Annotated in this window: 18 protein-coding genes; 5 read left to right on the top strand and 13 right to left on the bottom strand. The window is 69.5% G+C overall.

The window, feature by feature from the left end:
* Positions 1 to 19: 19 nt before the first annotated feature.
* On the bottom strand, positions 20 to 1,291 hold the full coding sequence (locus tag JOF29_RS15540; RefSeq protein WP_209694905.1) for a putative glycoside hydrolase: 1,272 nt from the start codon (positions 1,289 to 1,291) through the stop codon (positions 20 to 22).
* 11 nt (positions 1,292 to 1,302) lie between these two features.
* Positions 1,303 to 2,505, bottom strand: coding sequence for a hypothetical protein (locus tag JOF29_RS15535; protein ID WP_209694904.1), 1,203 nt, complete (start codon positions 2,503 to 2,505; stop codon positions 1,303 to 1,305).
* Between the two features lie 94 nt (positions 2,506 to 2,599).
* On the opposite strand from JOF29_RS15535, the gene JOF29_RS15530 reads away from it, so the two are divergent.
* Both JOF29_RS15530 and JOF29_RS15525 read left to right on the top strand, forming a co-directional pair.
* Entirely contained in the window at positions 2,600 to 3,253 is a 654-nt protein-coding gene (locus JOF29_RS15530; protein ID WP_209694903.1) for an SGNH/GDSL hydrolase family protein, read from the top strand.
* 10 nt (positions 3,254 to 3,263) lie between these two features.
* Complete coding sequence (locus tag JOF29_RS15525; protein WP_209694902.1) at positions 3,264 to 4,574, top strand: Gfo/Idh/MocA family protein; 1,311 nt, start codon at positions 3,264 to 3,266, stop codon at positions 4,572 to 4,574.
* Between the two features lie 206 nt (positions 4,575 to 4,780).
* Here the strand turns inward: JOF29_RS15525 and JOF29_RS15520 are convergent, their stop codons facing one another.
* Positions 4,781 to 5,560 (bottom strand): glucosamine-6-phosphate deaminase, encoded by a 780-nt coding sequence (locus JOF29_RS15520; protein WP_209694901.1) that lies wholly within the window; start codon positions 5,558 to 5,560, stop codon positions 4,781 to 4,783.
* Between the two features lie 119 nt (positions 5,561 to 5,679).
* On the opposite strand from JOF29_RS15520, the gene JOF29_RS15515 reads away from it, so the two are divergent.
* Together JOF29_RS15515 and JOF29_RS15510 are read left to right on the top strand one after the other, a co-directional pair.
* A complete protein-coding gene (locus JOF29_RS15515) occupies positions 5,680 to 6,816 on the top strand; it encodes an N-acetylglucosamine-6-phosphate deacetylase (protein WP_209694900.1) in 1,137 nt (378 codons plus the stop codon).
* 101 nt (positions 6,817 to 6,917) lie between these two features.
* The gene (locus JOF29_RS15510; RefSeq protein WP_209694899.1) at positions 6,918 to 8,189 is read left to right on the top strand and encodes an ABC transporter ATP-binding protein; all 1,272 of its coding nucleotides are present in this window, start codon (positions 6,918 to 6,920) and stop codon (positions 8,187 to 8,189) included.
* Here JOF29_RS15510 and JOF29_RS15505 read toward each other — a convergent pair.
* The 4 genes from JOF29_RS15505 to JOF29_RS15490 all read right to left on the bottom strand — a co-directional run bounded on the left by JOF29_RS15505 (position 8,179) and on the right by JOF29_RS15490 (position 11,448).
* A complete protein-coding gene (locus tag JOF29_RS15505; RefSeq protein WP_209694898.1) occupies positions 8,179 to 8,295 on the bottom strand; it encodes a hypothetical protein in 117 nt (38 codons plus the stop codon). The genes JOF29_RS15510 and JOF29_RS15505 overlap by 11 nt on opposite strands.
* A gap of 1 nt (position 8,296) precedes the next feature.
* Positions 8,297 to 8,722 (bottom strand): amidohydrolase family protein, encoded by a 426-nt coding sequence (locus JOF29_RS15500; protein ID WP_209694897.1) that lies wholly within the window; start codon positions 8,720 to 8,722, stop codon positions 8,297 to 8,299.
* A 132-nt stretch (positions 8,723 to 8,854) separates the two neighbouring features.
* Positions 8,855 to 10,018 carry a metal-dependent hydrolase family protein gene (locus JOF29_RS15495; RefSeq protein WP_209694896.1) on the bottom strand — a complete coding sequence of 388 codons (1,164 nt, stop codon included), beginning with the start codon at positions 10,016 to 10,018 and terminating at the stop codon, positions 8,855 to 8,857.
* The gene (locus tag JOF29_RS15490; RefSeq protein WP_209694895.1) at positions 10,018 to 11,448 is read right to left on the bottom strand and encodes an MFS transporter; all 1,431 of its coding nucleotides are present in this window, start codon (positions 11,446 to 11,448) and stop codon (positions 10,018 to 10,020) included. Before JOF29_RS15490 ends, JOF29_RS15495 begins: the two co-directional genes overlap by 1 nt.
* A 99-nt stretch (positions 11,449 to 11,547) precedes the next feature.
* Between JOF29_RS15490 and JOF29_RS15485 the strand changes: the two genes are divergently transcribed.
* Positions 11,548 to 12,408 (top strand): MurR/RpiR family transcriptional regulator, encoded by an 861-nt coding sequence (locus JOF29_RS15485; RefSeq protein WP_209694894.1) that lies wholly within the window; start codon positions 11,548 to 11,550, stop codon positions 12,406 to 12,408.
* 13 nt (positions 12,409 to 12,421) lie between these two features.
* On the opposite strand, the gene JOF29_RS15480 is transcribed toward JOF29_RS15485, so the two are convergent.
* The 6 genes from JOF29_RS15480 to JOF29_RS15455 form a co-directional block, all read right to left on the bottom strand.
* Positions 12,422 to 13,327 carry an ABC transporter substrate-binding protein gene (locus JOF29_RS15480; protein WP_209694893.1) on the bottom strand — a complete coding sequence of 302 codons (906 nt, stop codon included), beginning with the start codon at positions 13,325 to 13,327 and terminating at the stop codon, positions 12,422 to 12,424.
* Positions 13,324 to 14,745 (bottom strand): M24 family metallopeptidase, encoded by a 1,422-nt coding sequence (locus tag JOF29_RS45310; protein ID WP_209694892.1) that lies wholly within the window; start codon positions 14,743 to 14,745, stop codon positions 13,324 to 13,326. The genes JOF29_RS15480 and JOF29_RS45310 overlap by 4 nt, the downstream gene beginning before the upstream one ends.
* 13 nt (positions 14,746 to 14,758) lie before the next feature.
* Positions 14,759 to 16,180 (bottom strand): MFS transporter, encoded by a 1,422-nt coding sequence (locus JOF29_RS15470; RefSeq protein WP_209694891.1) that lies wholly within the window; start codon positions 16,178 to 16,180, stop codon positions 14,759 to 14,761.
* A 118-nt stretch (positions 16,181 to 16,298) separates the two neighbouring features.
* On the bottom strand, positions 16,299 to 17,021 hold the full coding sequence (locus JOF29_RS15465; RefSeq protein ID WP_209694890.1) for an aspartate/glutamate racemase family protein: 723 nt from the start codon (positions 17,019 to 17,021) through the stop codon (positions 16,299 to 16,301).
* On the bottom strand, positions 17,009 to 18,583 hold the full coding sequence (gene aceB / locus JOF29_RS15460; protein WP_209694889.1) for a malate synthase A: 1,575 nt from the start codon (positions 18,581 to 18,583) through the stop codon (positions 17,009 to 17,011). The genes JOF29_RS15465 and aceB overlap by 13 nt, the downstream gene beginning before the upstream one ends.
* Entirely contained in the window at positions 18,576 to 19,961 is a 1,386-nt protein-coding gene (locus JOF29_RS15455; RefSeq protein WP_209694888.1) for an NAD-dependent malic enzyme, read from the bottom strand. The genes aceB and JOF29_RS15455 overlap by 8 nt, the downstream gene beginning before the upstream one ends.
* Between the last annotated feature and the right edge of the window lie 26 nt (positions 19,962 to 19,987).

Below are 19,987 nucleotides of genomic sequence, written 5' to 3'. Positions count from 1 at the left end.
CGGTGGGAGCCGCTGCTTTCTAGGAGCGTTTGAGGACCAGGCCGGTGTTGGCGGGGATGTTGATCTTGCCGGAGTACTGGGCGCCGTGGAGGTCGGTGTACGTGCCGGACGGGAGGGTCAGCTGGGCGGTTTGGGATGAGGTTGGGTTGACGACTGTGATGCCTTCGCGGTACAGGCGGGTCCAGAGGACGGGGCCTCGGCGTACCGGTGGGGTGATGGCCGTGCCCAGGTCTGCCGACATTTCGGGGATTTCGTTGAAGGTGGCGTAGTCCTTGCGGCCGGTGCTCTCCAGCATGGCGGGAGACTCGCGGTACAGGAGGTAGTTGGCGACCACCCACTGGCGTTGTTCGGGGGTTGCCTGGTTCCAGTAGTCGGTGGGGAGCTTGTTCAGGATGACCGACGGCTTGCAGCGGTGGCGGCGGAGGAGGTCGAACATCAGTTGCCACTCGTCGTCGACGACGTTCTCGGTGCGGTGCACGGTGAAGCCCTGTTCGTTCAGCCAGATGTCAGAGATGTCGATCATCTGGTCCAACGCCGCCAGGTACTCCGGCGACTTGTCCTGGAACTCGTCGTGCAGCGAGCCGTTGAACGTCAGGTTGAACGCCACTGACGCGCCGTGCGCGTGCGCGTAGTCGCGCAGGTACCGCAGCCAGTCGAGCACGTCCGCGACCCACGCCGGATCCTTCGGGTCGGTGCCGAACTGCTGCACCCAGTTCCCGTCCTTGTCGTAGTGCCCGCTAACGTGGAAATCGTTCCGTACGCCGATGTTGTCAACGGCAATCGTCGTGAACCCGGCGGCGAGCGCGGGGTCGATCAGGTTCGTGGTGAACCACTGCCGCACCTCGGGGTTGCTGATGTCGATCGGCGTGTACACCTGGTTGTTGAACTCCCACGCCGGCGTGGTCCGGTCGGCGGTGTACTCGATCCAGTCCGGGTGGTTCGTCTTGAACCACTCCGGCGTGTACTGCCGCGCCGGCGCGTTCCGGAACGCGGTGACGTACGAGCTGGCCAGCACCCCAGCGGGCTGCGCCGCCTTCAGCGCACCCCAGACGAACCCGACCCGCCCCGCGTACACCGACGGATCCGGCACCTGCCGGTCGAACACCTGCGCCTGCAGTACGCCGTGATCCCGCGTCACCGGAAGCGGTAGGCCGGACGCCGGACGCGCGCAGGTCCCACCGGCCGAAGCCGATCCACCACCCGCGGGCTCGTCCGCCCGCGCCGTCGTCGTGAGCATTCCCAGGCCGACGGCGACGATCACCGCGGCCGAGGACATTCGGCGGATTCGCATGGACAGTCCTTTCACTGAGCTAATACGCTGCCCGAGTTGGGCGGCATCGACAGCTGACCGGAAACCGTGTGACCGTGCAGGTCGGTGAAGGTCCCGGCCGGAAGCGTGACGACAGCGGTGGCCGTCGACGACGGATTCACCAACGTCAGACCACCCTGGTACGAGCGGGTGTAGGCGCCCGACGCATCCGCGGCAGGCGACCCCGACGGCCGCCCGATGTTCGTGTGCAGCTGCGGGCAGTCCACCCAGACGTGGTACTCACCGAGCCCGCAGAGCGTCATCATGCTCTTCCGCTCGCGGTACAGCAGATAGTTCGCGACCGCCCAGTCCAGCTGCTCCTGGGTGGCGGTGGCGAGCGTCGCCTCGGTGGTCTCGTTGATCGCGAAGTGCAGCGTCTGCGCCGCGATCTGCCGGGTGAAGTTGTACTTGCTCAGCCAGGCGGCGTCGTTGTAGTTCCCCGGCCGGTGCACGGTGAAGCCCTGCTCGTCGACGTACACGTCGACCAGCCCGACCGCCTCGAGCATGTCGGACAGGACGACCGACCCGTTCCAGGTGATGTTGGCGGCCAGCCCGATCCCGAGCCCGTGCAGCCGGCCGGACAGGTACGACAGCCAGTCCAGTACGGCGCCGGACCAGGCGGTGTCGACCCGGTCCCCGGAGTACTGCTGGATCCAGGTACTCCCCCGCCAGTGCCCGACGCTCAGGAACCCGTTGAAGGTGCCGACGTTGTCGAGGGCAATGATCGGGTAGCCGGCGTCGATCTTCGGCTGGATGAACGCGTTCCAGTAGTACGTGCGCACGTCCGGGTTCTGGAAGTCGATCGGCACGTACGTCGTGTTGCCGAACTCCCACGCCGGCGTGGTCCGATCGGCCAGGTACACCACCCAGTCCGGGTGGTTGGCCTGGTACCACGCGAGCGTGTGCGTCTTGTCGAAGTCGCGGAACGCCGGCATGTACGCCGACGGCACCGCACCGGCCGGTTGCGCCAGGCTGGAGGCGCCCCAGACGAACTGGACGAGCCCGGCGTACACCGAGCGGTCCGGGATCGAGTTGTCGAAGACCTGCCCGCGGCCGATCCCGTCGGCGGGTGGGTTCGGGAGGGTGAGAGCGGACACCGCGGCGTTTGCCGGGGGCGTCGTACCTGCGGCGAGAAAGGCGGTCGCTGCCGCGCCGCCCAGCAGACTGCGGCGGGTGATTCCGGGTACTTCGTTCATGGGCGGACTCCTCTGCGACGGAGCGGGGTGCGCTGGACGATACGGACTGCAAACGTTTGTCGCAATAGCAGAGAATCTTGCTATCGTAGTCGCCATGCTGAACAGCACCGGAATCCAGGCAGCACTGCAGTCGAACGAGCCGATCCGCTGGTCCACGATCGGCGACAGCATCGCCCAGGGCGCGCACTGGACCGGCGCCGAGCGCGACTACGTCCAGCTGCTCGAGGAACGCGTCCGGTACGAGCTCACCAGGTACGGCGACTCGTTCGTCCGCTGGGCCGTCTCCGGCGCGAACACCGAGGACACTCTCGGCCGCCTCCCGGCCGCGCTCGACCTCGCGCCCGACCTGGTCGTGATCGGGGTCGGCACCAACGACGCGAAGGCCGGCGCCGACGGCGTCACGCGGTTCGCCGAGCGCTACGGCACCTTGCTGACCACGATCCTGGACACCGGCGCACTCGTCGTCGCGCAGACGCCCACCGCCGTACTGCGCACCTGCCGGTACAACCTCGGCGACCACCTCCCGGCGTACGCCGACGCCATCCGCGCCGTCGCCGAACAGCACGACGTACCACTGGTCGACCATTTCGCGCGCTGGACCGCGGCCGGCGACGGCTGGGCGCCGGCCGAGTGGATGGCCGACCCGACGCACCCGAGCGGCCGCGGCCACCGGGTGATCGCACGGACCTTGTTCGAGAGTCTTGGCCTGTTCGCCGCCGACAGCGCCTGCTGCCGGCTGCTCGACTGAAGGAGCCCCGATGCCCGCCATCCGCCGGTACGCCGTGTGCGGTCTGTCCGCCCGCGGCCTCGCCAGCTTCGTCCTGCCGATCCTCGGCCTCACCGATCGGACCGACCGCACCGCCGAGGGCGGATTCGGCTACGGCAGCGACGAGGACGACCTGTCCGGGTACGCCGAGGTGGTGGCGATCGTCGACACCGACGCGGACCGGGTCACCGAGTTCAACCGCTCCCTCGAGGCGCTCGGCCGAGCACCGATCCCGTTCTTCGCGGAGTACGAGGAAATGCTCAAGACCGTCGTACCGGACGCAGTCATCGTCACGTCGCCGGACCACACGCACGAGCAGTACATCCACGGCGCGCTCCGGCACGACATCGACGTGATCACGGAGAAGCCGATGGTCACCACCGCCGCGGCCGCCCGGGAGGTCCTCGCCGCCGAGCGCGCATCCGGCGGCAGCGTGCAGGTCACCCACAACCTCCGGTACGCCGCCGCGCACCGCGAGGTGAAGCGGCTGATCCAGGCCGGAACCATCGGCCGGGTCGCGCGCGTGGTGATGGACTACCACGTCGACCTGCGGCACGGCGCGAGCTATTTCCTGCGGTGGAACCGCCGCCGCGCACTGTCCGGCGGGCTGCAGGTGCACAAGTCGTCGCACCACTTCGACCTGCTCAACTGGTGGATCGGCGAGACGCCCGAGGAGCTCTTCGGGTACGGCGCGCTGAACTACTACGGCCCGTCGAGCCCGCACCGGGCGCAGCGGGCCGAGGACCCGTACTTCCTTGCACAGCAGGGCTCCGGCGTCTTCCCCGACGAGGACTCCGCGCCCCGCGCCGACCTGTTCGGCCTGCACTACCCGGACCAGTATCCGGCCGACAGACCGCTGTACATCTACGACGCCGAGATCGACATCGAGGACACGTACAGCGCCGTCGCGCGCTACCCCGGCGGGGCGATCCTGTCGTACTCGATCGACTTCTCCAGCACCTGGGAAGGCTTCCGGCTGAGCATCGCCGGTACGCACGGATCGATCGACCTGCTGCACGGACGCACGGTGGACGGCGCCGCGCTCCCCGGCTCGGACCGGATCACCGTCGCCGAACTCTTCGGCCCGACCCGCGTCGTCGAGGTCACCGCCGAGGCGGGCGGCCACGGCGGCGCGGACCCGCTGATGCGCCACGACCTCTTCGCCGGCCCGAGCCCCGAATCCGTCGCACTAGGCCTGATGGCCACCAGCACGGAGGCGGCGTACGCCGTAGCAATGGGCGACGCCCTCATCCAGTCCTCCACCACCCACCGCCCCGTCAACCTCCCCCACCTCCTGGCCTGACATGGGTTGCCCCCTCACCCGGAGGGTTGCCCCGTGAAATTCCGAACAGGCAACCATCCACTTCAGTGGGCAACCCCTCAGGTGGAGGGTTCGCGGGGGGATGCGGGGGTTGCCCCATCAGTTGGAGGCTTGCCCACCCGGAATTTCACGGGGCAACCCTCCAGTTCGGGGGATGACCCCTGAGCTGGAGGGTTTGCGCGGATGGGTCAGGCGGTTGCCGGGAGTAGGTCGAGGGAGGCGGTGGCGGAGGCGGCGTCGAGGTAGAGCTTGGCGTGGGGGGTGCGGCGGAGGATGGTTGACGGGCAGGTGGTGTCGATCGGCAGGGTCAGTGTGTTCCGGACTGCGGCGGCTTTGCGTTGCTCGGGGGCGACTACCTGTACTTCGCGGGCGCTCAGCAGGGCGGGCACCGTCAGCGAGATCGCCGTCGGCGGTACCGCGGCGACGTCCGGGAAGTGCCCCTCGCCGACCTGCTGCTGCAGCGACTCGGCCGTCAGTGTGATTCGCTTGACCCACCGCGGATCGTCGAAGTCCGCCTGCCCGGGCTCGTTGAACGCGAGGTGCCCGTTCTCGCCGATCCCCATACAGGTCAGGTCGATCGGCGCCGCCCGCAGCAGCGCCTCGTACCGCGCGCACTCGGCCTCGACGTCGGTCGCCTCGCCGTCGATGTACTCGACCCGCGCCGGGCCGAACGGTTCCGCGATCCGCTCCCGGATCCAGCGCCGGAACGACGCCGGGTGGTTCGCGTCGATGCCGACGTACTCGTCCATGTGGAAGACGGTGACCTTCGGCCACGGGACGTCGTACCCGGTCAGGGCGGTGACGAACGCGAGCTGCGAGTTGCCGGTGGCGATCACGACCCGGGCGGTGCCGCGCTCGGCGACCGCACGGGTCAGCACCCCGGCGGTGCCGGCGGCGGCCGCGGCGGCCATGTCCGCGGTGGCGGCGAAGACTTCGAGGCGGAGATCCTCGATCTGGGTGACAGGCACTATGCGCTCCTCGGGACGGTCAGGTAAGCTACAAACGTTTGCAGCAAACTAGCAGATTCTGCCGTCAGTCCCAAGATGTAGTTACCTGGTCCGGAACCCCGAGCCTGTGGAGGCGCGCTGTGACGAGTGAGGTCCTGGAAGGCCGTACGGCGACGGGCCGCGGCGTGCGAGTGCGGTACTCCCCCGCCGGCATCGAGGAGGTCACCGACCACCCGTCGGCGCCGGACCTGCTGCTGATCCCCGGCCTGGTCGACATCCAGCTCAACGGGTACGGCGGCCTGGACGTGAACGACCCGGCGGCCAGCGAGCTGCCCGAGCTGGTCCGCAGGCTCTGGACGCAGGGTGTGACCACGGTCTGCCCGACGATCATCTCCGCCGACGACGCGACCACGACCACCCTCGTGAAGACGGCCGCGGCTGCACGCGCGGACGATCCGGTCGTGCGGTACGGCGTACCCGGTCTGCATCTGGAGGGTCCGTACATCTCGTCCGTTGAGGGTGCCCGCGGGGCGCACGACCCGGCCGTGATCCGGGACCCGGACGCGGCCGAGTTCGATCGCTGGCAGGCGGCGGCCGACGGGGCGATCGCGATCATGACGATCGCACCGGAACGCACCGGCGCGATCGAGTTCACCCGGCACCTCGCGGCGAACGGCGTACTGCCGTCGGTCGGTCATTCGCTGGCGAGCTCCGCGGAGGTGCACGCGTTCGCGGCGGCCGGCGGGCGGTTGTCGACGCACCTGGGCAACGGGCTGCCGGCGCAGATCGACCGCCACCAGAACCCGATCTGGGCCCAGCTCACCGACGACGCGCTGACCGCCGGATTGATTGCCGACGGCCACCATCTCCCGGCCGACACGTTCACCGCCCTGGTCCGTGCGAAAGGTGCCGGCCGCTGCGTCCTGACGAGCGACGCCGCCGCGCTCGCGGGATGCGCGCCCGGCGACTACCGGACCGCGGTCGGCGGCGCCGTCACGGTCACCCCCGACGGCGGCCTCCGCCTGACCGGCACGCCGTACCTGGCAGGCAGCGGCGCGTCCCTCCTCGACTGCCTCCGCTGGGCCACGAACCACCTCCCCCTGGAAGTCGCCGTGACGATGGCAACCACCAACCCCGCCAACCTCCTGGGCCTCCACGACCGAGGCCGCCTCGAACCGGGCGCCCGGGCCGACCTCCTCCAGTTCACGCCAACCCCTGCCAGCCCGCTGGGCACCCTCACCAGGGTGATCGTGAACGGCTCAATCGTCAGCCAGTAGGCTTTTAATTGCTTCAGGCAACAGTCAAGTGCTCAGCAAAAACCTGCATCTACATGCAGTGGTGCTTGCCGGTGGCCCGGTGTGTCCCGTATAAGGCGTACATGACGGCGATCCGGCTCGACGCGGTGTCCAAGGTGTTCGAGGGCGAACACGTGGCCGTGGACGAGTTGTCGCTGGAGATCGGTGACGGCGAGTTCATGGTGCTGCTCGGGCCGTCCGGGTGCGGGAAGACCACGCTGCTGCGGATGATCGCGGGGCTCGAGCGGGTGACCGAGGGCGAGGTCTGGTTCGGGCGGACCAACGGTACCCAGCTGGCACCGCGGGACCGGGGCGTGGCGATGGTGTTCCAGACCGGCGCGCTGTACCCGAACCGGACGGTCCAGGAGAACATCATGTTCCCGCTGCAGATCGCCGGGCACGGCGACGCCGAGGCGGGCACGACTGCGGCCGGGCTGGCGCAGATCCTCAGCATCGAGTCGGTGCTCGACCGGATGCCGCGCACGCTGTCCGGCGGCCAGCGGCAGCGGGTGGCGATCGGGCGGGCGCTGGTCCGGCGGCCGGAGGTGTTCCTGCTCGACGAGCCGCTGTCGAACCTCGACGCCACGATGCGGACCGAGCTCCGGCAGGAGATCGGCGCGATGACCCGCGACCTGAAGGTCACCACGCTGTACGTCACCCACGACCAGGTCGAGGCGCTGACGCTCGCGGACCGGATCGCGGTGATGCGCGACGGGCGGATCGAGGACGTCGGTACGCCGACGCAGGTCTACAACGACCCGGCCACCGCGTTCGTGGCCGGCTTCCTCGGGACGCCGCGGATCAACCTGCTGTCCGCGACCGTGAACGTGACCGCCCACCACCGGGTCCGGCTCGAGTTCGGCGGTCAGTCGATCGGCCTCGACCCGACCGACCGCCGCTCGCTGATCCTGCGGCACCACCACGGCGCCCCGGTGATCGTCGGCGCCCGCTCGAACGCGTTCAGCCTGATCACGACCGAGGACGCGCCGAACCAGCTGACCGGCACGATTCGCGCCTTCGAGTTCCACGGCCAGCAGTCGATCGCGTTCGTCCAGTGCGGCATCGAGGTCGCCGACCCCGACCGCATCGGCCGCCCCACACCGGCCCACGCGATCCCGGCGGCCGACCCGGGTCCCTCGCTCCTCACCCGGCTCCGCACCCGCATCGGCCTGGGCGCCCCGCCCGCTCCCGCACGCGAGGCCCACGGCCCGACCCACCGCCGCGCCGACCTGGTCGTCGAACTCCCGGTCGACACCCCGCTCCAACGCGGCTCCCGCGTCCACCTGGCCCTCGACACCACCCACATCCACCTCTTCGACCACACCGGCCACCGAGTAGACCGCATCACCCGCTGACGACGGTGCCGTTCGAGATCACCAAGTGGGGCTTTTCGAGTACGGCGGGGTTGTCGAGCGGGCTGCCGTCGACCAGGATCAGGTCGGCCGCGTAGCCGCGGTGCAACCTACCGACGGTGTGCTCGAGGCCGAGGAGGCGGACTGCCCCGTGGTGGCGGCGCGGATCGCGTCGAGGGCGGGGAGCCCTGCCTCGTGCAGCAGGCGAGCGACCGGATCCCGGCCCGGACCGCATCGTCGATCGCCTTCTCGCTGTAGCTGTGGCACATCACCCCGACGCCGCGCTTGCCCGCCTCGGTGACGATCGCCCGCACCTGTTCGTAGTCGTACACCTGGACCAGCGGATCCTGGTCCGGGATCCCGGCGCGCGGGTTCACCCGGGTCTTGATCCAGTCGACGCCCCGATCGAGGTCGACCGACGTCAGGTAGCGCAGCTCCTGTGGCGTCCGCACCCCGCCGGCCAGCGGGGCCAGCGCCGGGTCGCCGATGATCGTCGTACCGAGGTCCGGCGTGACGAACGTCCCGGTCGCCCGCATCCGCGGAACGACGCCCGGCGCCCACGGACCGAGCGCCCGCAGGCCGACGTCCTGTTAGAAGTCCGACGTACCGCACACCCCGGCGGCTGACCGAGCTCGGCAGCGGCTCGATCTCGTCCTGGTCACGGCACATCAGGGAATCTCCTTGTCCAGGGTGTTCTTGACGATCCGGCCGCCCCGCATGATCAGGCGCAGCCGGCGTTCCGGTTCGGTCAGTACGGCGATGTCCTCGAGTGGGTTGCCGTCGACGACGAGCAGGTCGGCCCAGGCGCCGTCCCGGATCTCGCCGACCTCGCCGGTCAGGCCGGTGATCTCGGCGCCGACGACGGTGGCGGAGCGGAGGATGTCGGCAGGCTTCTGTACTTCGGCGCGCAGCGTGAATTCGTCCAGCTGATGGGCGTGCAACGCTCCGTGCAGGTCGGTGCCGTAGCCGATCGCGACACCCGCACGGTCGGCCAGTTCGAGAGCCTGCAACCCGCGCTCGAGGATGTTGTCGAGCTTGCCCTTGCCCTCGGACGTCAGGTGCTCGGCCCCGCTGCGCCGGAGCGCATCGAACGTCGCAAGCGTCGGGACCAGGAACGCGTCGTGCTCCAGGAACAGCTCGACGCTCTCCTCGTCGATCAGGTTCCCGTGCTCGACGGTACGAACGCCGTACCGGATCGCGCGGTTGACCGACGCGGCGGAGTACGCGTGCCCGGCGACGTACCCGTGGCCGAAGCCGGCCTCCTCGACGGCGGCGCGGATCTCCTCCTCGGAGTACGCCAGCGCGTCGAGCGCCATCGAGGAGACGACGCCGCCGCTCAGCGTGAGCTTGATGTGGTGCGCGCCCTGCGCCAACTGCTCGCGGATCGCGCGCCGCAGCTCGACCGGGCCGTCGCAGGTCCGGGTCAGCACGTGCCCGCCGGTCGGCGCCAGGATCGGGCCGCCGAACAGCAACCGTGGCCCCTCGATCAGCCCTTCGCGGAGCGCCCGCGCCAGCCCGGCCTCGGCGCCGCCGAGGTCCCGGACGGTGGTGAAACCGCGGTGCAGCATGTCGTTCAGGGTCTTCGCGGACCGGATCGCCGCGTACGACGCCGGCCACGACTTCAGCTCGGCGAAGCTCTCGCTGCCCTGCGTGACATGGACGTGCGAGTCGATCAGCCCGGGCATCAGGATCCGACCGTGCAGGTCGATCAGCCGCCCTCCGCGGCGGCCGCCGGTGCGGATCTTTCCGTTGCGGACGGCAACTTCCTGGTCCTCGGCCAAGGCGCCGTTGCGGACGTCGAGGACGGTCGCGTTGACGAAGACCGTGTCCATCAGTTCACCACCTCGGACGCCACCGCCGCCTCAGGGTGCGCGACCGGTCGCCCCGGGTCGAGGTCCTCCAGCCGCCGGCCGCGGGTCGACAGGCCGAGGGTGAGGATCGCCAGCGCACCGAACAGCAGCGCGGCCGCGATCATCGAGAACACGCCGAGGAACCCGATCGACGTGAACAGCACGCCGATCAGGATCGGGGCACTGATCCCGCCGAGCCGGCCGACCGCGGACGCCGTACCCATCCCGGTCGCGCGGATCGCGGTCGGATACACCTCGGGCGTGTACGCGTACAGACCGGCGTACGTTCCGTTCATGAAGAACGAGAGCAGGATGCCGTAGACCAGCAGTTGCGTGTTGCTGCCGGCGTTGGCCATCAGCAGCGCCGACACCGAACCGGCCGTCAGGTAGAACGCGATCGTCCACTTCCGGTCCAGCCGCTCGTTCAGGTACGCGCCGGAGTAGTACCCGGGGATCTGCGCGATCGTGATCAGCAACGCGTAGCTGAGGCTCTTCGAGATCGTCAGGTCACGTTCGACGAGCAGCGACGGGATCCAGGTGAAGAACCCGTAGAACGCGAAGGTGATCGAGATCCACAACAACCACAGCACAGCAGTACGCCGGGCCAGGCCGTCGCGCCACATCAGGATCAGCCCGGCGCCCGGCCTCGTCGCCCGTGGCACCGAGAGCGTGGTCTGCGGCGCCTGCGCGGGCACCGGCGGGACGACCTTGCCGGACGCGCGGACGGCGTCCTCCAGCGCGCCCACGACCGCACCCGCCTCGGCGTACCGGCCCTGCTGGATCAGCCAGCGCGGCGACTCCGGCAGACCGCGGCGCCACCACAGCAGCATCAGCACCGGCAGCGCGGTCAGCACCTGCGCGACCCGCCAGCCGTTGTCGAACGCCGGTACGAACAACCGGCCGAGCAACGCGGAGACGACGTACCCGGCGGAGAAGAACCCGGCGACCGCACCGACCAGCAGTCCGCGGGACCGCGCCGGGATGAACTCCGCGATGAACGCGGGGATGATCGCGGCCTCGGCACCGACGCCGATGCCCGCGACGATCCGGGCGCCGAAGAACAGCTCCCAGGACGGCGCGAACGCCGCGATCAGGGTCGCGGCACAGTACAGCGCGAGCGCGTACATCATCACCTTGCGGCGGCCGATCGCGTCACCGATGATGCCGGCGCCGAGCGCGCCGACCAGGATGCCGATCAGCAGCGAGCTCCCGACCAGGCCGATCTGCCACGGGGCGAGCTGCCACAGCGGTTTGACGGCCGGCAGCAGGTACGAGACCAGCGAGCCGTCCATCCCGTCGAAGGCGATCCCGAGGCCGCCGATCAGCAGCAGCATCAGGTGCGGACGGGACAGCGGAAGGCGTTCGAGGCGATCCAGCAAGGTCCGGCCGGACGCGGGGATGTCCGTGGTCATCGGAGCCTCCTTCAGCAGGGAATGACCAGGACAGTAGATGCATGAATTCATGCATGCAATAGCTGGTGCAATATTTCGTGCATCCGGCACAATGGGAAGATGACTGACCAGGTCCATACGGTGGGCGAGTGGCTGGACACCCGGTCCGACGGTGCACGGCTGGGGCCGAAGGCCGAGCGGGTCCGGCACGTGGTGGCCACCCAGCCCAGCTTCGCGTCGTACGCGACCGCCGCCGAGGTGGCCGAGCGGGCGGAGGTGAACGGCGCGACCGTGGTCCGGTTCGCGCAGTCGCTCGGGTTCGCCGGCTGGCCGCAGTTCCAGGCCGAGTTCCGTTCCGTGTACGTCGTCCGCCGGTACGACGTCGACGCCGGCGCACCCACGACGGGGCACGCCGGCGTACTGGCGACCGCGTTCGCCAGGGACGCAGAGAACCTGCAGTCCTGTCTGCACTCGTTCGACTTCACGGCCGGCGCCGCGGTGGTGGAGGCGATCCACGCGGCGCCCCGGACGCTGGTGGTGGCGACCGGGACGCACGCGCTACCCGCGCAGGGCCTCGCGATGATGGCGGCCAGTCGCGGGTACGACATCACGCTGGAGGACCGTGGCGGCGCGCATCTGGCGAACGCGCTCGCCCGGCTGACCAACGACGACTGCGTGGTCGCGTTCAGCTTCTGGCAGCACTACAAGCAGACCGTCGCCGCCCTCCGGTTCGCCAAGCAGGTCGGCGCGACCACCTGCGCGGTCACCGACACCCGGCACTCCCCCGCCGCCGACCACGCCGACCACGTGCTGGTCATCCCCGCCGAGGGCATCTCGAACTTCCGCTCGATGACCGTGGCCACCAGCCTCGCCTACGGCCTGGCCGCGGCGCTGATCGCCATCGAGCCCCAGCGCAGCCGGTCCGCGATCGCCCACGTGGACACCCTCTGGCAGGACATGGATTTCTTCGTCCCCGACTGACGGTCACTCGAGCTCATTCGAGCATGGCGCGGGTGTCGATGATGTCGTCGTACTTGACCTGGCTGACGGTGAGGCCGGCGGTGTGCAGGATGCCGGTCCAGCGTTCGAGGGCGGCACGGTCGACCCGGGCGGTGTTCCAGACGCCGTGCTTGATGAGAAGTTCGGTGGCGGCCAGGAGGGTGGACGGGTCCGCCGTCGGCCACTCGGCGGCGAAGAGGCCGTTGAGGTCGGCGACGGTGCCTTCGCGGAGTTGCTGCATCGCCTGGTCGATCGACTTCACGAACGGGACCAGCGCGGGCGTCAGCTCGTCGAGGCGTTCGCGGAGCACGTAGTACACGCTGTTCGGCATCCGGCCGCCGCGTTCGGCGTGCAGGTACGCGAGGTGGCCGAGGCCGGCGCGCTGCAACTCCAGTGCGGTGACGAGGTCGGTGAGGAACGCGTCGCCGAGGCCGCCGACGAACAGGTCGTACAGCATCGGCATCGACAGGTCGTGCGCGAACCGGGTCTGCCACGGGTCCAGGCCGGCCTCGCGCATCAGCCCGCGGGTGAACTCGGCCGGTGCCGTGCCGCCCTGGCCGGGGACCAGGATCGTGCGGTCGCGCAGCCAGGACAGCTCGAAGTTGTCGACCCGCTCCCGGGTCACGATGCACATCGGGAACCGGTCGTTGAGCTGCGCGATCGCGACGAAGTCCTTGCTGGGCAGCCGAGACCGGCCCGAGTACATGGCGGGCACCCACACCCCGCCGAGCGCGACGTCGGCGGTTCCGTCGGCGAGCGCGTGCATGATGCCGTCCCACGGATCGTGCTGCGTGTCCGGCACCTCGATCCCGTTCGCGGCGAAGATTCCGTTGCCGCGCGCAACGTACTCCGGGAGGTAGTTGAGCCCGTGCGCCATCGAGCTGAGGTTGAGCGTGGTCATGCGGAGGTCTCCGTTCGGTAGGGCTCGACCGACGTACGGCAGGTCAGGTTCTCGTAGCCGTCCTCGGTCACGACGTACAGGTCGCCGAGGTTCGACCCGGCGACCAGCGGGTCGACCCACTGCGCGTGCAGGACGAACACCATCCCCGGCTCCATCCGGTCGGTGTTGTGCGAGGTGACGTTGTACTGCGGGAGTTTCGGCATCCCGATCGCGTGCCCGAGGTTCGGGTTGTGCGGGCCCGGCGCCGCCGGCCAGACGTGCATCAGCCGCCGGCCCTGCGCCTCCCAGTCCGCGTCCTCGACGTGCTGGCGTTTCACCTGCCGCGGCGAGCCGTCCGGCATCGCCTCCCAGTTGAACGGCATCGTCCGGGTCTCCTTGGACTTCAGGTACCCGCGCTCGACGTACGCCTCGAACGCGGCGTCGTGCAGTTCGCTGAACTTCACGCCCGGCCTGATCAGCGCCTCGGCCCGCCGGACGGCGTCGACCGTCATCTCCAGGACCTCGTCCTGCTGCGGGGTCGCCGTACCGATCACCATCATCCGCGCGGCCTGCGCGCAGTACCCGAGGTAGGTGACGTTCGAGATGTACAGGTTGAGCAGGTCGCCGTCGGTGATGACGTGCCCGTACGGCTTCCCGCACAGGGTCCCGTACCGGTTCGCGCCGATCTGGTACCCGTCGCCCGTCTCACCGCCGCGCGCCAGCTGCGCGTACGAGAACGCCGCGTACGCCTCGTAGTCCGTGACACCGGGACGTACGACGTGACACAGGGCCTCCCAGCCGATGTCGATCAGCTCGCCCGCGGACCGGATGATGTCGATCTCCGCCGCCGACCGGATCCGCTGCATCCGCAGGATCGTGTCGGTGGCGTTCGTGAACGCGGTCCGCGGCAGCTCCTCCCGCAGCCCGGCGAAGAACGTCGCCGCGGTGTCGTCACCGATCAGGCCGAGCGAACCGCCCGCGAGCCCGAGCCGCCGCAGTACGCCGACGCAGCCGTCGATCGTCTTCTGCAGCGGGGATCCCGGACGGTTCACGCTCTCCCGGCCGAACGGCGAGATCTGCCAGATGTCGCCGACCAGCACGGGCTCGCCGCCTGGCGGTACGACCGCGGACTCGGTCCAGAACGACAGCAGCTCGGGGTCGAGATCGGCATCCGTCGGAAGGATCAGCACCCCTTCCCGCATCCAGTCGCAGAGGTACCGCAGGAACGGGTTCGACGTGTGGTACCAGCCGACCAGGCTGGCGTGCACGAGCAGCGCGTCGAGGCCCGCCACCGTCGCCTCCCGGCGGAGCCGCTCGATCCGGTCGGCGTACTCCGCTTCGGTGATCTGGCCGGCCGGTTCGAAGTCGAAGCTCGGCTCGAAACCGCCGAGCAGCGACTCCATCCGCTTGTAGTCGACCGGGGTGCTGTACTTCCTCACAAGTTACTCCCTCTCACACTTGAGTCTGGTTGATCTGCTCGAGCGACAGGCGGTACGTCTCCGGCGCGAACCGGGCCGCGATCGCGAGTACGACGTACATCACCGCGAGCATCAGGAACACGCCGCTCATGCCGAAGGCGGCGAAGATCGGGACCGCGATCAGCGGCATCACGGCGCCGGACACGTTGCCGATCCCGTTCACGATCGACGTCCCGAGCGCGCGGACCTCGGTCGGGTAGACCTCCGGCGACCAGGCGGCCAGCGTCGTGTTCAGCAACAGAGCGAAGAACTGGAACGTGCCGCCGAGCAGCAGGATCAGCGTCGTGCCGTGGGCGAAGGTGGCGAACGCGACCGCCGCCCCGCAGCCGAGGACCGCGGCGCTGACGACCGTCGTACGCCGGCCGACGTTCCGCGCGACCAGTGCCGCGACGCAGGCACCGAGCAGGCTGCCGAGGTTCATCACCATCGTGAACGCCAGGCTGGAGCTGATGCTGTAGCCCTGGGCGACGAGGATGCTCGGCATCAGCACCAGCAGCGTGATCTGCGCGCCGAACGACATCCACGACGCGACCCCGATGGCGGCGGTACGGCGCAGCGAGCCGATCGACACCAGCGTCCGCAGCGGAACCGACTGCCCGACGACGTCGGGGATGTCGGCCGTGGTCAGGTACGGCGTGACGGGACCGCGACCCTTGCGGCTCAGCTTGCCGGACGCGAACGCCGTGAGTGCCTCGTTCGCCTCGTCGAGCCTGCCCTTGGAGAGCAGGAACCGTGGCGACTCGGGCATGTACCGGCGGATGAAGACGATCAGCAGCGCTGGTACGGCGAGCAGCACGTACAGCCAGCGCCAGCTCGCCGAGGTCCCGCCGAGCACGTCGTTCAGCGGGCCGAGCACGATCAGGAAGAGGCCGAAGGCAACGAAGTTCCCGACACCGCCGGAGCCGATGTTCAGCGAGGCTGCGACGGTCCCGCGGTACTTCGTCGCGACCATCTCGGTGACCAGCGCGAGCCCGACCGTGAACTCACCGCCGAGGCCGATCCCGACGATGAACCGGGACACCTCGAGGAAGGCCTGGTTCGGCGCGATCGCGCTCAGGATGCCGCCGAGCGTGTAGAGCAACAGGTTGAACGAGAGCGCATACCGGCGGCCCTTGCGGTCGGCCATGTAGCCGGTGGCGAGCCGGCCGACCAGTCCACCGATGATCATCACGGTGTTCAGGAAGGCGAGATCCGCGGTGCCCATCCCGAAGGAGGCCTTCAGCCCTTCGGTGATGGCGCCGGTGGTGTCCTGTTCGAGCGCGTCGAAGAACATCCCGGCCAGGACCAGGCCGGCCACGATCCAGTGCGCGCGGGTCCAGCCGATCCGGTCCATCACCTCCGAGAGGCGGCCGTTGGATTGTGGTACTGCGGTGGTTCGTGAGTCCGAGGATTGCATCGGGCCGACCTCCTTGAGGGGAAAGGAATGCTGCTGACGATCGAGCCGGGATCTCGGTGCGTTTAGTATGATTACCAGTCGTCTGACGTTTCAAGGGATTCTGGAAAGTCAGTTGTTGCTACGTGCCCAGCGGCCAGCCGGTGACGATTTTCGGCCGCGGTGTGGCATAGGTGCGGATCTTGCTGGTCGACAGGCCGAGCCGCACCAGCGACTCCGCCAGCTGCACCGCCGCCGCCACCCCGTCCACCACCGGCACCCCGGTGGCTGCAGCGACCTTGCGGTCCAGACCGGCCATTCCCCCGCAGCCCAGGCAGATCACCTCGGCGCGGTCCTCGGTCACCGCCCTGACCGACTGCTCGACGATCGCGTCGACCGCCCGTTCCGGGTCCGCTTCGAGCTCCAGTACGGCGAGACCGCTGGCCCGTACCGATGCACAGCGTGCGGAGAGTCCGGCCAGCAGCAGCCGGTCCTCGATCTGCGGTACGGCGCGGTCCAGCGTCGTCACCACCGAGTAGCTCCGGCCGATCAGCATCGCGACCTGGGCCGCCGCCTCGGTGATGTCGACGACCGGTACGTCGAGGAGCTCCTGCAGCCCCTCCCGCCCGTGCTCGCCGTACCCGGCCTGGATCACGGCGTCGTACTTGCCGTCGTACCGGACGACCGCGTCCATCACCGCGACCGCGGCCAGGTAGCTCTCGAAGTTGCCCTCGACGGACTCAGGTCCGACGTCCGGGGTGAGACCGATGATCTCGGTCCCCTCGGACGCGGACGCCGCGGCCGAGGCACGGATCGTCTCGGTCATCGCCTGCGTCGTGTTGACGTTCGCGATCAGGATGCGCATTCTGCCTCCAGTACGGCGTCGTACGCCGGGAGCGTGAGGAAGTCGGCGTAGGTGTCGGCGAGGGCGACGTCGGTGAAGATCCGCCGCGCGCTGCCGAACTGGCCGGCCCGGAACGTGTCCGCACCAACGGACTCCAGGATCGCCTCCAGCTCGTCGACGATGATCTGCTCGACGAGGCCGGCGGTGACCTGCTCGCCGGTGTCGAGCTTCACCTGATTGTGCACCCACTGCCAGATCTGCGAGCGCGCGATCTCGGCGGTGGCCGCATCCTCCATCAGGTTGTCGATGCCGACGGCACCGTTCCCGCGCAGCCACGCCTCGACGTACAGCAGGCCGACGCGGACGTTGTTGCGCAGCCCGGCCTCGGTCGGTTCACCGGGCGTCGAGCGCAGGTCGATCAGGTCGGCCGCGGCGATCACGACGTCCTCGACCGGCTTGTCCAGCTGGTTCGGGCGGTCGCCGAGGACGCCGTCGAACACCTCCCGGCAGATCGGCACCAGGTCCGGGTGCGCGACCCAGGAGCCGTCGAACCCGTCGCCGGCCTCGCGCTGCTTGTCCGCGCGGACCTTCGCGAACGCGAGCTCGTTCACCTCCGGGTCCTTGCGGCTCGGGATGAACGCGGCCATCCCGCCCATCGCGAACGCGCCGCGGCGGTGACAGGTCTGGACCAGCAACCGCGTGTACGCACGCAGGAACGGCGCGGTCATCGTCACCGCGTTCCGGTCCGGGAGTACGAAGTCGGGGCCGGAGTCGCGAAAGTACTTGATCACGCTGAACAGGTAGTCCCAGCGGCCCGCGTTCAGCCCGGAGGCGTGGTCGCGGAGCTCGTACAGGATCTCGTCCATCTCGAACGCGGCCGGGATGGTCTCGATCAGCACCGTCGCGCGGACGCTGCCCTGCGGGATGCCGAGCCGGTCCTGGGCGTGCACGAAGATGTCGTTCCACAGCCTGGCCTCGAGGTGGCTCTCCAGCTTCGGCAGGTAGAAGTACGGCCCGCTCCCGCGCGCGATCAGCTCCGCCGCGTTGTGGAAGAAGTACAGCCCGAAGTCGACGATCGCGCCGGCCACCGGTTCGCCGTCCACCTCGACGTGCCGCTCGTCCAGGTGCCAGCCGCGGGGCCGCATCACGATCGTCGCGAGCCGGTGGTCTGTGGCGAGCGTGTACTCCTTGCCGGCTTCGGAGGTGTAAGTGATCGTCCGGCGGATCGCGTCGTACAGGTTCTGCTGGCCGCCGATCACGTTGTGCCAGTGCGGCGTACTGGCGTCCTCCTGGTCTGCGAGCCAGACGCGCGCGCCCGAGTTCAGCGCGTTGATCGTCATCTTCCGGTCGGTCGGGCCGGTCATCTCGACGCGGCGGTCGCGGAGGTCGTCCGGCGCCGGGGCGACCGTCCAGTTGCCGGCCCGGATCGCGGCCGTCCCGGGCAGGAAGTCCAGCCGCCCGCTGCGCGCCACCTCGGCCCGGCGGACCTGCCGGGCCGCCAGCAGTTCGTTGCGCCGGGCACCGAACTCGCGATGCAGTTCGTGGACGAACTCCACCGCCTCCGGGGTCAGCATCTCAGGCATTGGTCACCGCCTGCCGGACCGCAGCCGCGACCGCCGGGGCGACGGCCGCGTCGAACACACTCGGCACGATGTACGTCGCGTTCAGCTCCTCGGCCGCGACCGAGTTCGCGATCGCGTCCGCGGCGGCCAGCATCACGGCATCGGTGATCTGGTGCGCGCCGGCGTCGAGCATGCCGCGGAAGAACCCGGGAAATGCAAGCACGTTGTTGATCTGGTTCGGGTAGTCGGACCGCCCGGTCGCGACCACGGCGGCGTGCTCACCGGCCTCCGCCGGGTCGACCTCCGGGTCCGGGTTGGCGAGTGCGAACACGATCGCGTCGTCGGCCATCGTGGCGATGTCGTCCCCGGTCAGCAGCCCCGGCCCGGAGACGCCGATGAAGATGTCGGCGCCGGGCAGTACCTCGGTCAGCGTGCCGGTCTCGCCACGCGGGTTGGTGTTCGCGGCGATCCACCCGCGGTACTCGTCGAGTCCCGTCTGCCCCGAGTGCACCGCGCCGGTGCGACCGCAGCCGACGATCTCGCCCGCACCCTGCGCGGCGAGCAGCCGGATGATCGCATGGCCGGCCGCGCCGACCCCGGACACCACGATCCGGACGTCCTCGATCCGCTTACCCACCACTCGCAGCGCGTTCTGCAGCGCCGCCAGTACGACGATCGCCGTACCGTGCTGGTCGTCGTGGAACACCGGGATGTCGAGCAGCTCCCGCAGCCGCTTCTCGATCTCGAAGCAGCGCGGCGCCGCGATGTCCTCCAGGTTCACTCCGCCGTACACGGGCGCGATCGCACGCACGATCTCCACGATCGCGTCGGTGTCCTGGGTATCCAGGCAGACCGGCCAGGCGTCCACGCCGGCGAACTGCTGGAACAGCGCGGCCTTGCCCTCCATCACCGGCAGCGCCGCGGCCGGACCGATGTTGCCGAGGCCGAGGACCGCCGAGCCGTCGGTGACGACCGCGACCGTGTTCCGTTTGATCGTCAGCCGGCGGGCGTCGGCCGGGTTCTCCGCGATCGCCTGACAGACCCGGGCAACGCCGGGTGTGTACGCGCGGGACAGGTCGTCGCGGTGTTTCAGCGGCACCTTCGGCACCACCGTCAGCTTGCCGCCGAGGTGCAGCAGGAACGTCCGGTCGCTGACCTTGCGGACGACCACGCCCGGGACCGCACCGAGCGCCTTCTCCAGCGCGGACGAGTGGTTCGCGTCGATCGCGTCACAGGTGACGTCGACGACGATCCGGTCGGCGCGCGACTCCACCACGTCCAGCGCGGTCAGCGCGCCGCCGGCCTCACCGATCGCGGTGGTCAGCGCGGTGGTGATGTGCGGCGAGGCCGGAGCCTCGACCCGTGCGGTGATCGAGTATCCGGGGCTCGGTGTGGGCATCCGGTGTCACTTCCTCTGGTCGATGA

The sequence above is a fragment of the Kribbella aluminosa genome (assembly GCF_017876295.1).
GTDB lineage: Bacteria > Actinomycetota > Actinomycetes > Propionibacteriales > Kribbellaceae > Kribbella > Kribbella aluminosa.
The sequence above is the reverse complement of the archived record's forward strand: the minus strand, read 5'-3'. Positions and strand labels throughout refer to the sequence as shown.

Coding starts and splice junctions, on each gene's coding strand:
- aceB (WP_209694889.1), bottom strand. CDS start 18,583: ATGCCTGAGATGCTGACCCCGGAGGCGGTGGAGTTCGTCCACGAACTG.
- JOF29_RS15510 (WP_209694899.1), top strand. CDS start 6,918: ATGACGGCGATCCGGCTCGACGCGGTGTCCAAGGTGTTCGAGGGCGAA.
- JOF29_RS15485 (WP_209694894.1), top strand. CDS start 11,548: ATGACTGACCAGGTCCATACGGTGGGCGAGTGGCTGGACACCCGGTCC.
- JOF29_RS15480 (WP_209694893.1), bottom strand. CDS start 13,327: ATGACCACGCTCAACCTCAGCTCGATGGCGCACGGGCTCAACTACCTC.
- JOF29_RS15465 (WP_209694890.1), bottom strand. CDS start 17,021: ATGCGCATCCTGATCGCGAACGTCAACACGACGCAGGCGATGACCGAG.
- JOF29_RS15535 (WP_209694904.1), bottom strand. CDS start 2,505: ATGAACGAAGTACCCGGAATCACCCGCCGCAGTCTGCTGGGCGGCGCG.
- JOF29_RS15470 (WP_209694891.1), bottom strand. CDS start 16,180: ATGCAATCCTCGGACTCACGAACCACCGCAGTACCACAATCCAACGGC.
- JOF29_RS15455 (WP_209694888.1), bottom strand. CDS start 19,961: ATGCCCACACCGAGCCCCGGATACTCGATCACCGCACGGGTCGAGGCT.
- JOF29_RS15490 (WP_209694895.1), bottom strand. CDS start 11,448: ATGACCACGGACATCCCCGCGTCCGGCCGGACCTTGCTGGATCGCCTC.
- JOF29_RS15540 (WP_209694905.1), bottom strand. CDS start 1,291: ATGCGAATCCGCCGAATGTCCTCGGCCGCGGTGATCGTCGCCGTCGGC.
- JOF29_RS15500 (WP_209694897.1), bottom strand. CDS start 8,722: ATGCGGGCGACCGGGACGTTCGTCACGCCGGACCTCGGTACGACGATC.
- JOF29_RS15495 (WP_209694896.1), bottom strand. CDS start 10,018: ATGGACACGGTCTTCGTCAACGCGACCGTCCTCGACGTCCGCAACGGC.
- JOF29_RS15525 (WP_209694902.1), top strand. CDS start 3,264: ATGCCCGCCATCCGCCGGTACGCCGTGTGCGGTCTGTCCGCCCGCGGC.
- JOF29_RS15530 (WP_209694903.1), top strand. CDS start 2,600: ATGCTGAACAGCACCGGAATCCAGGCAGCACTGCAGTCGAACGAGCCG.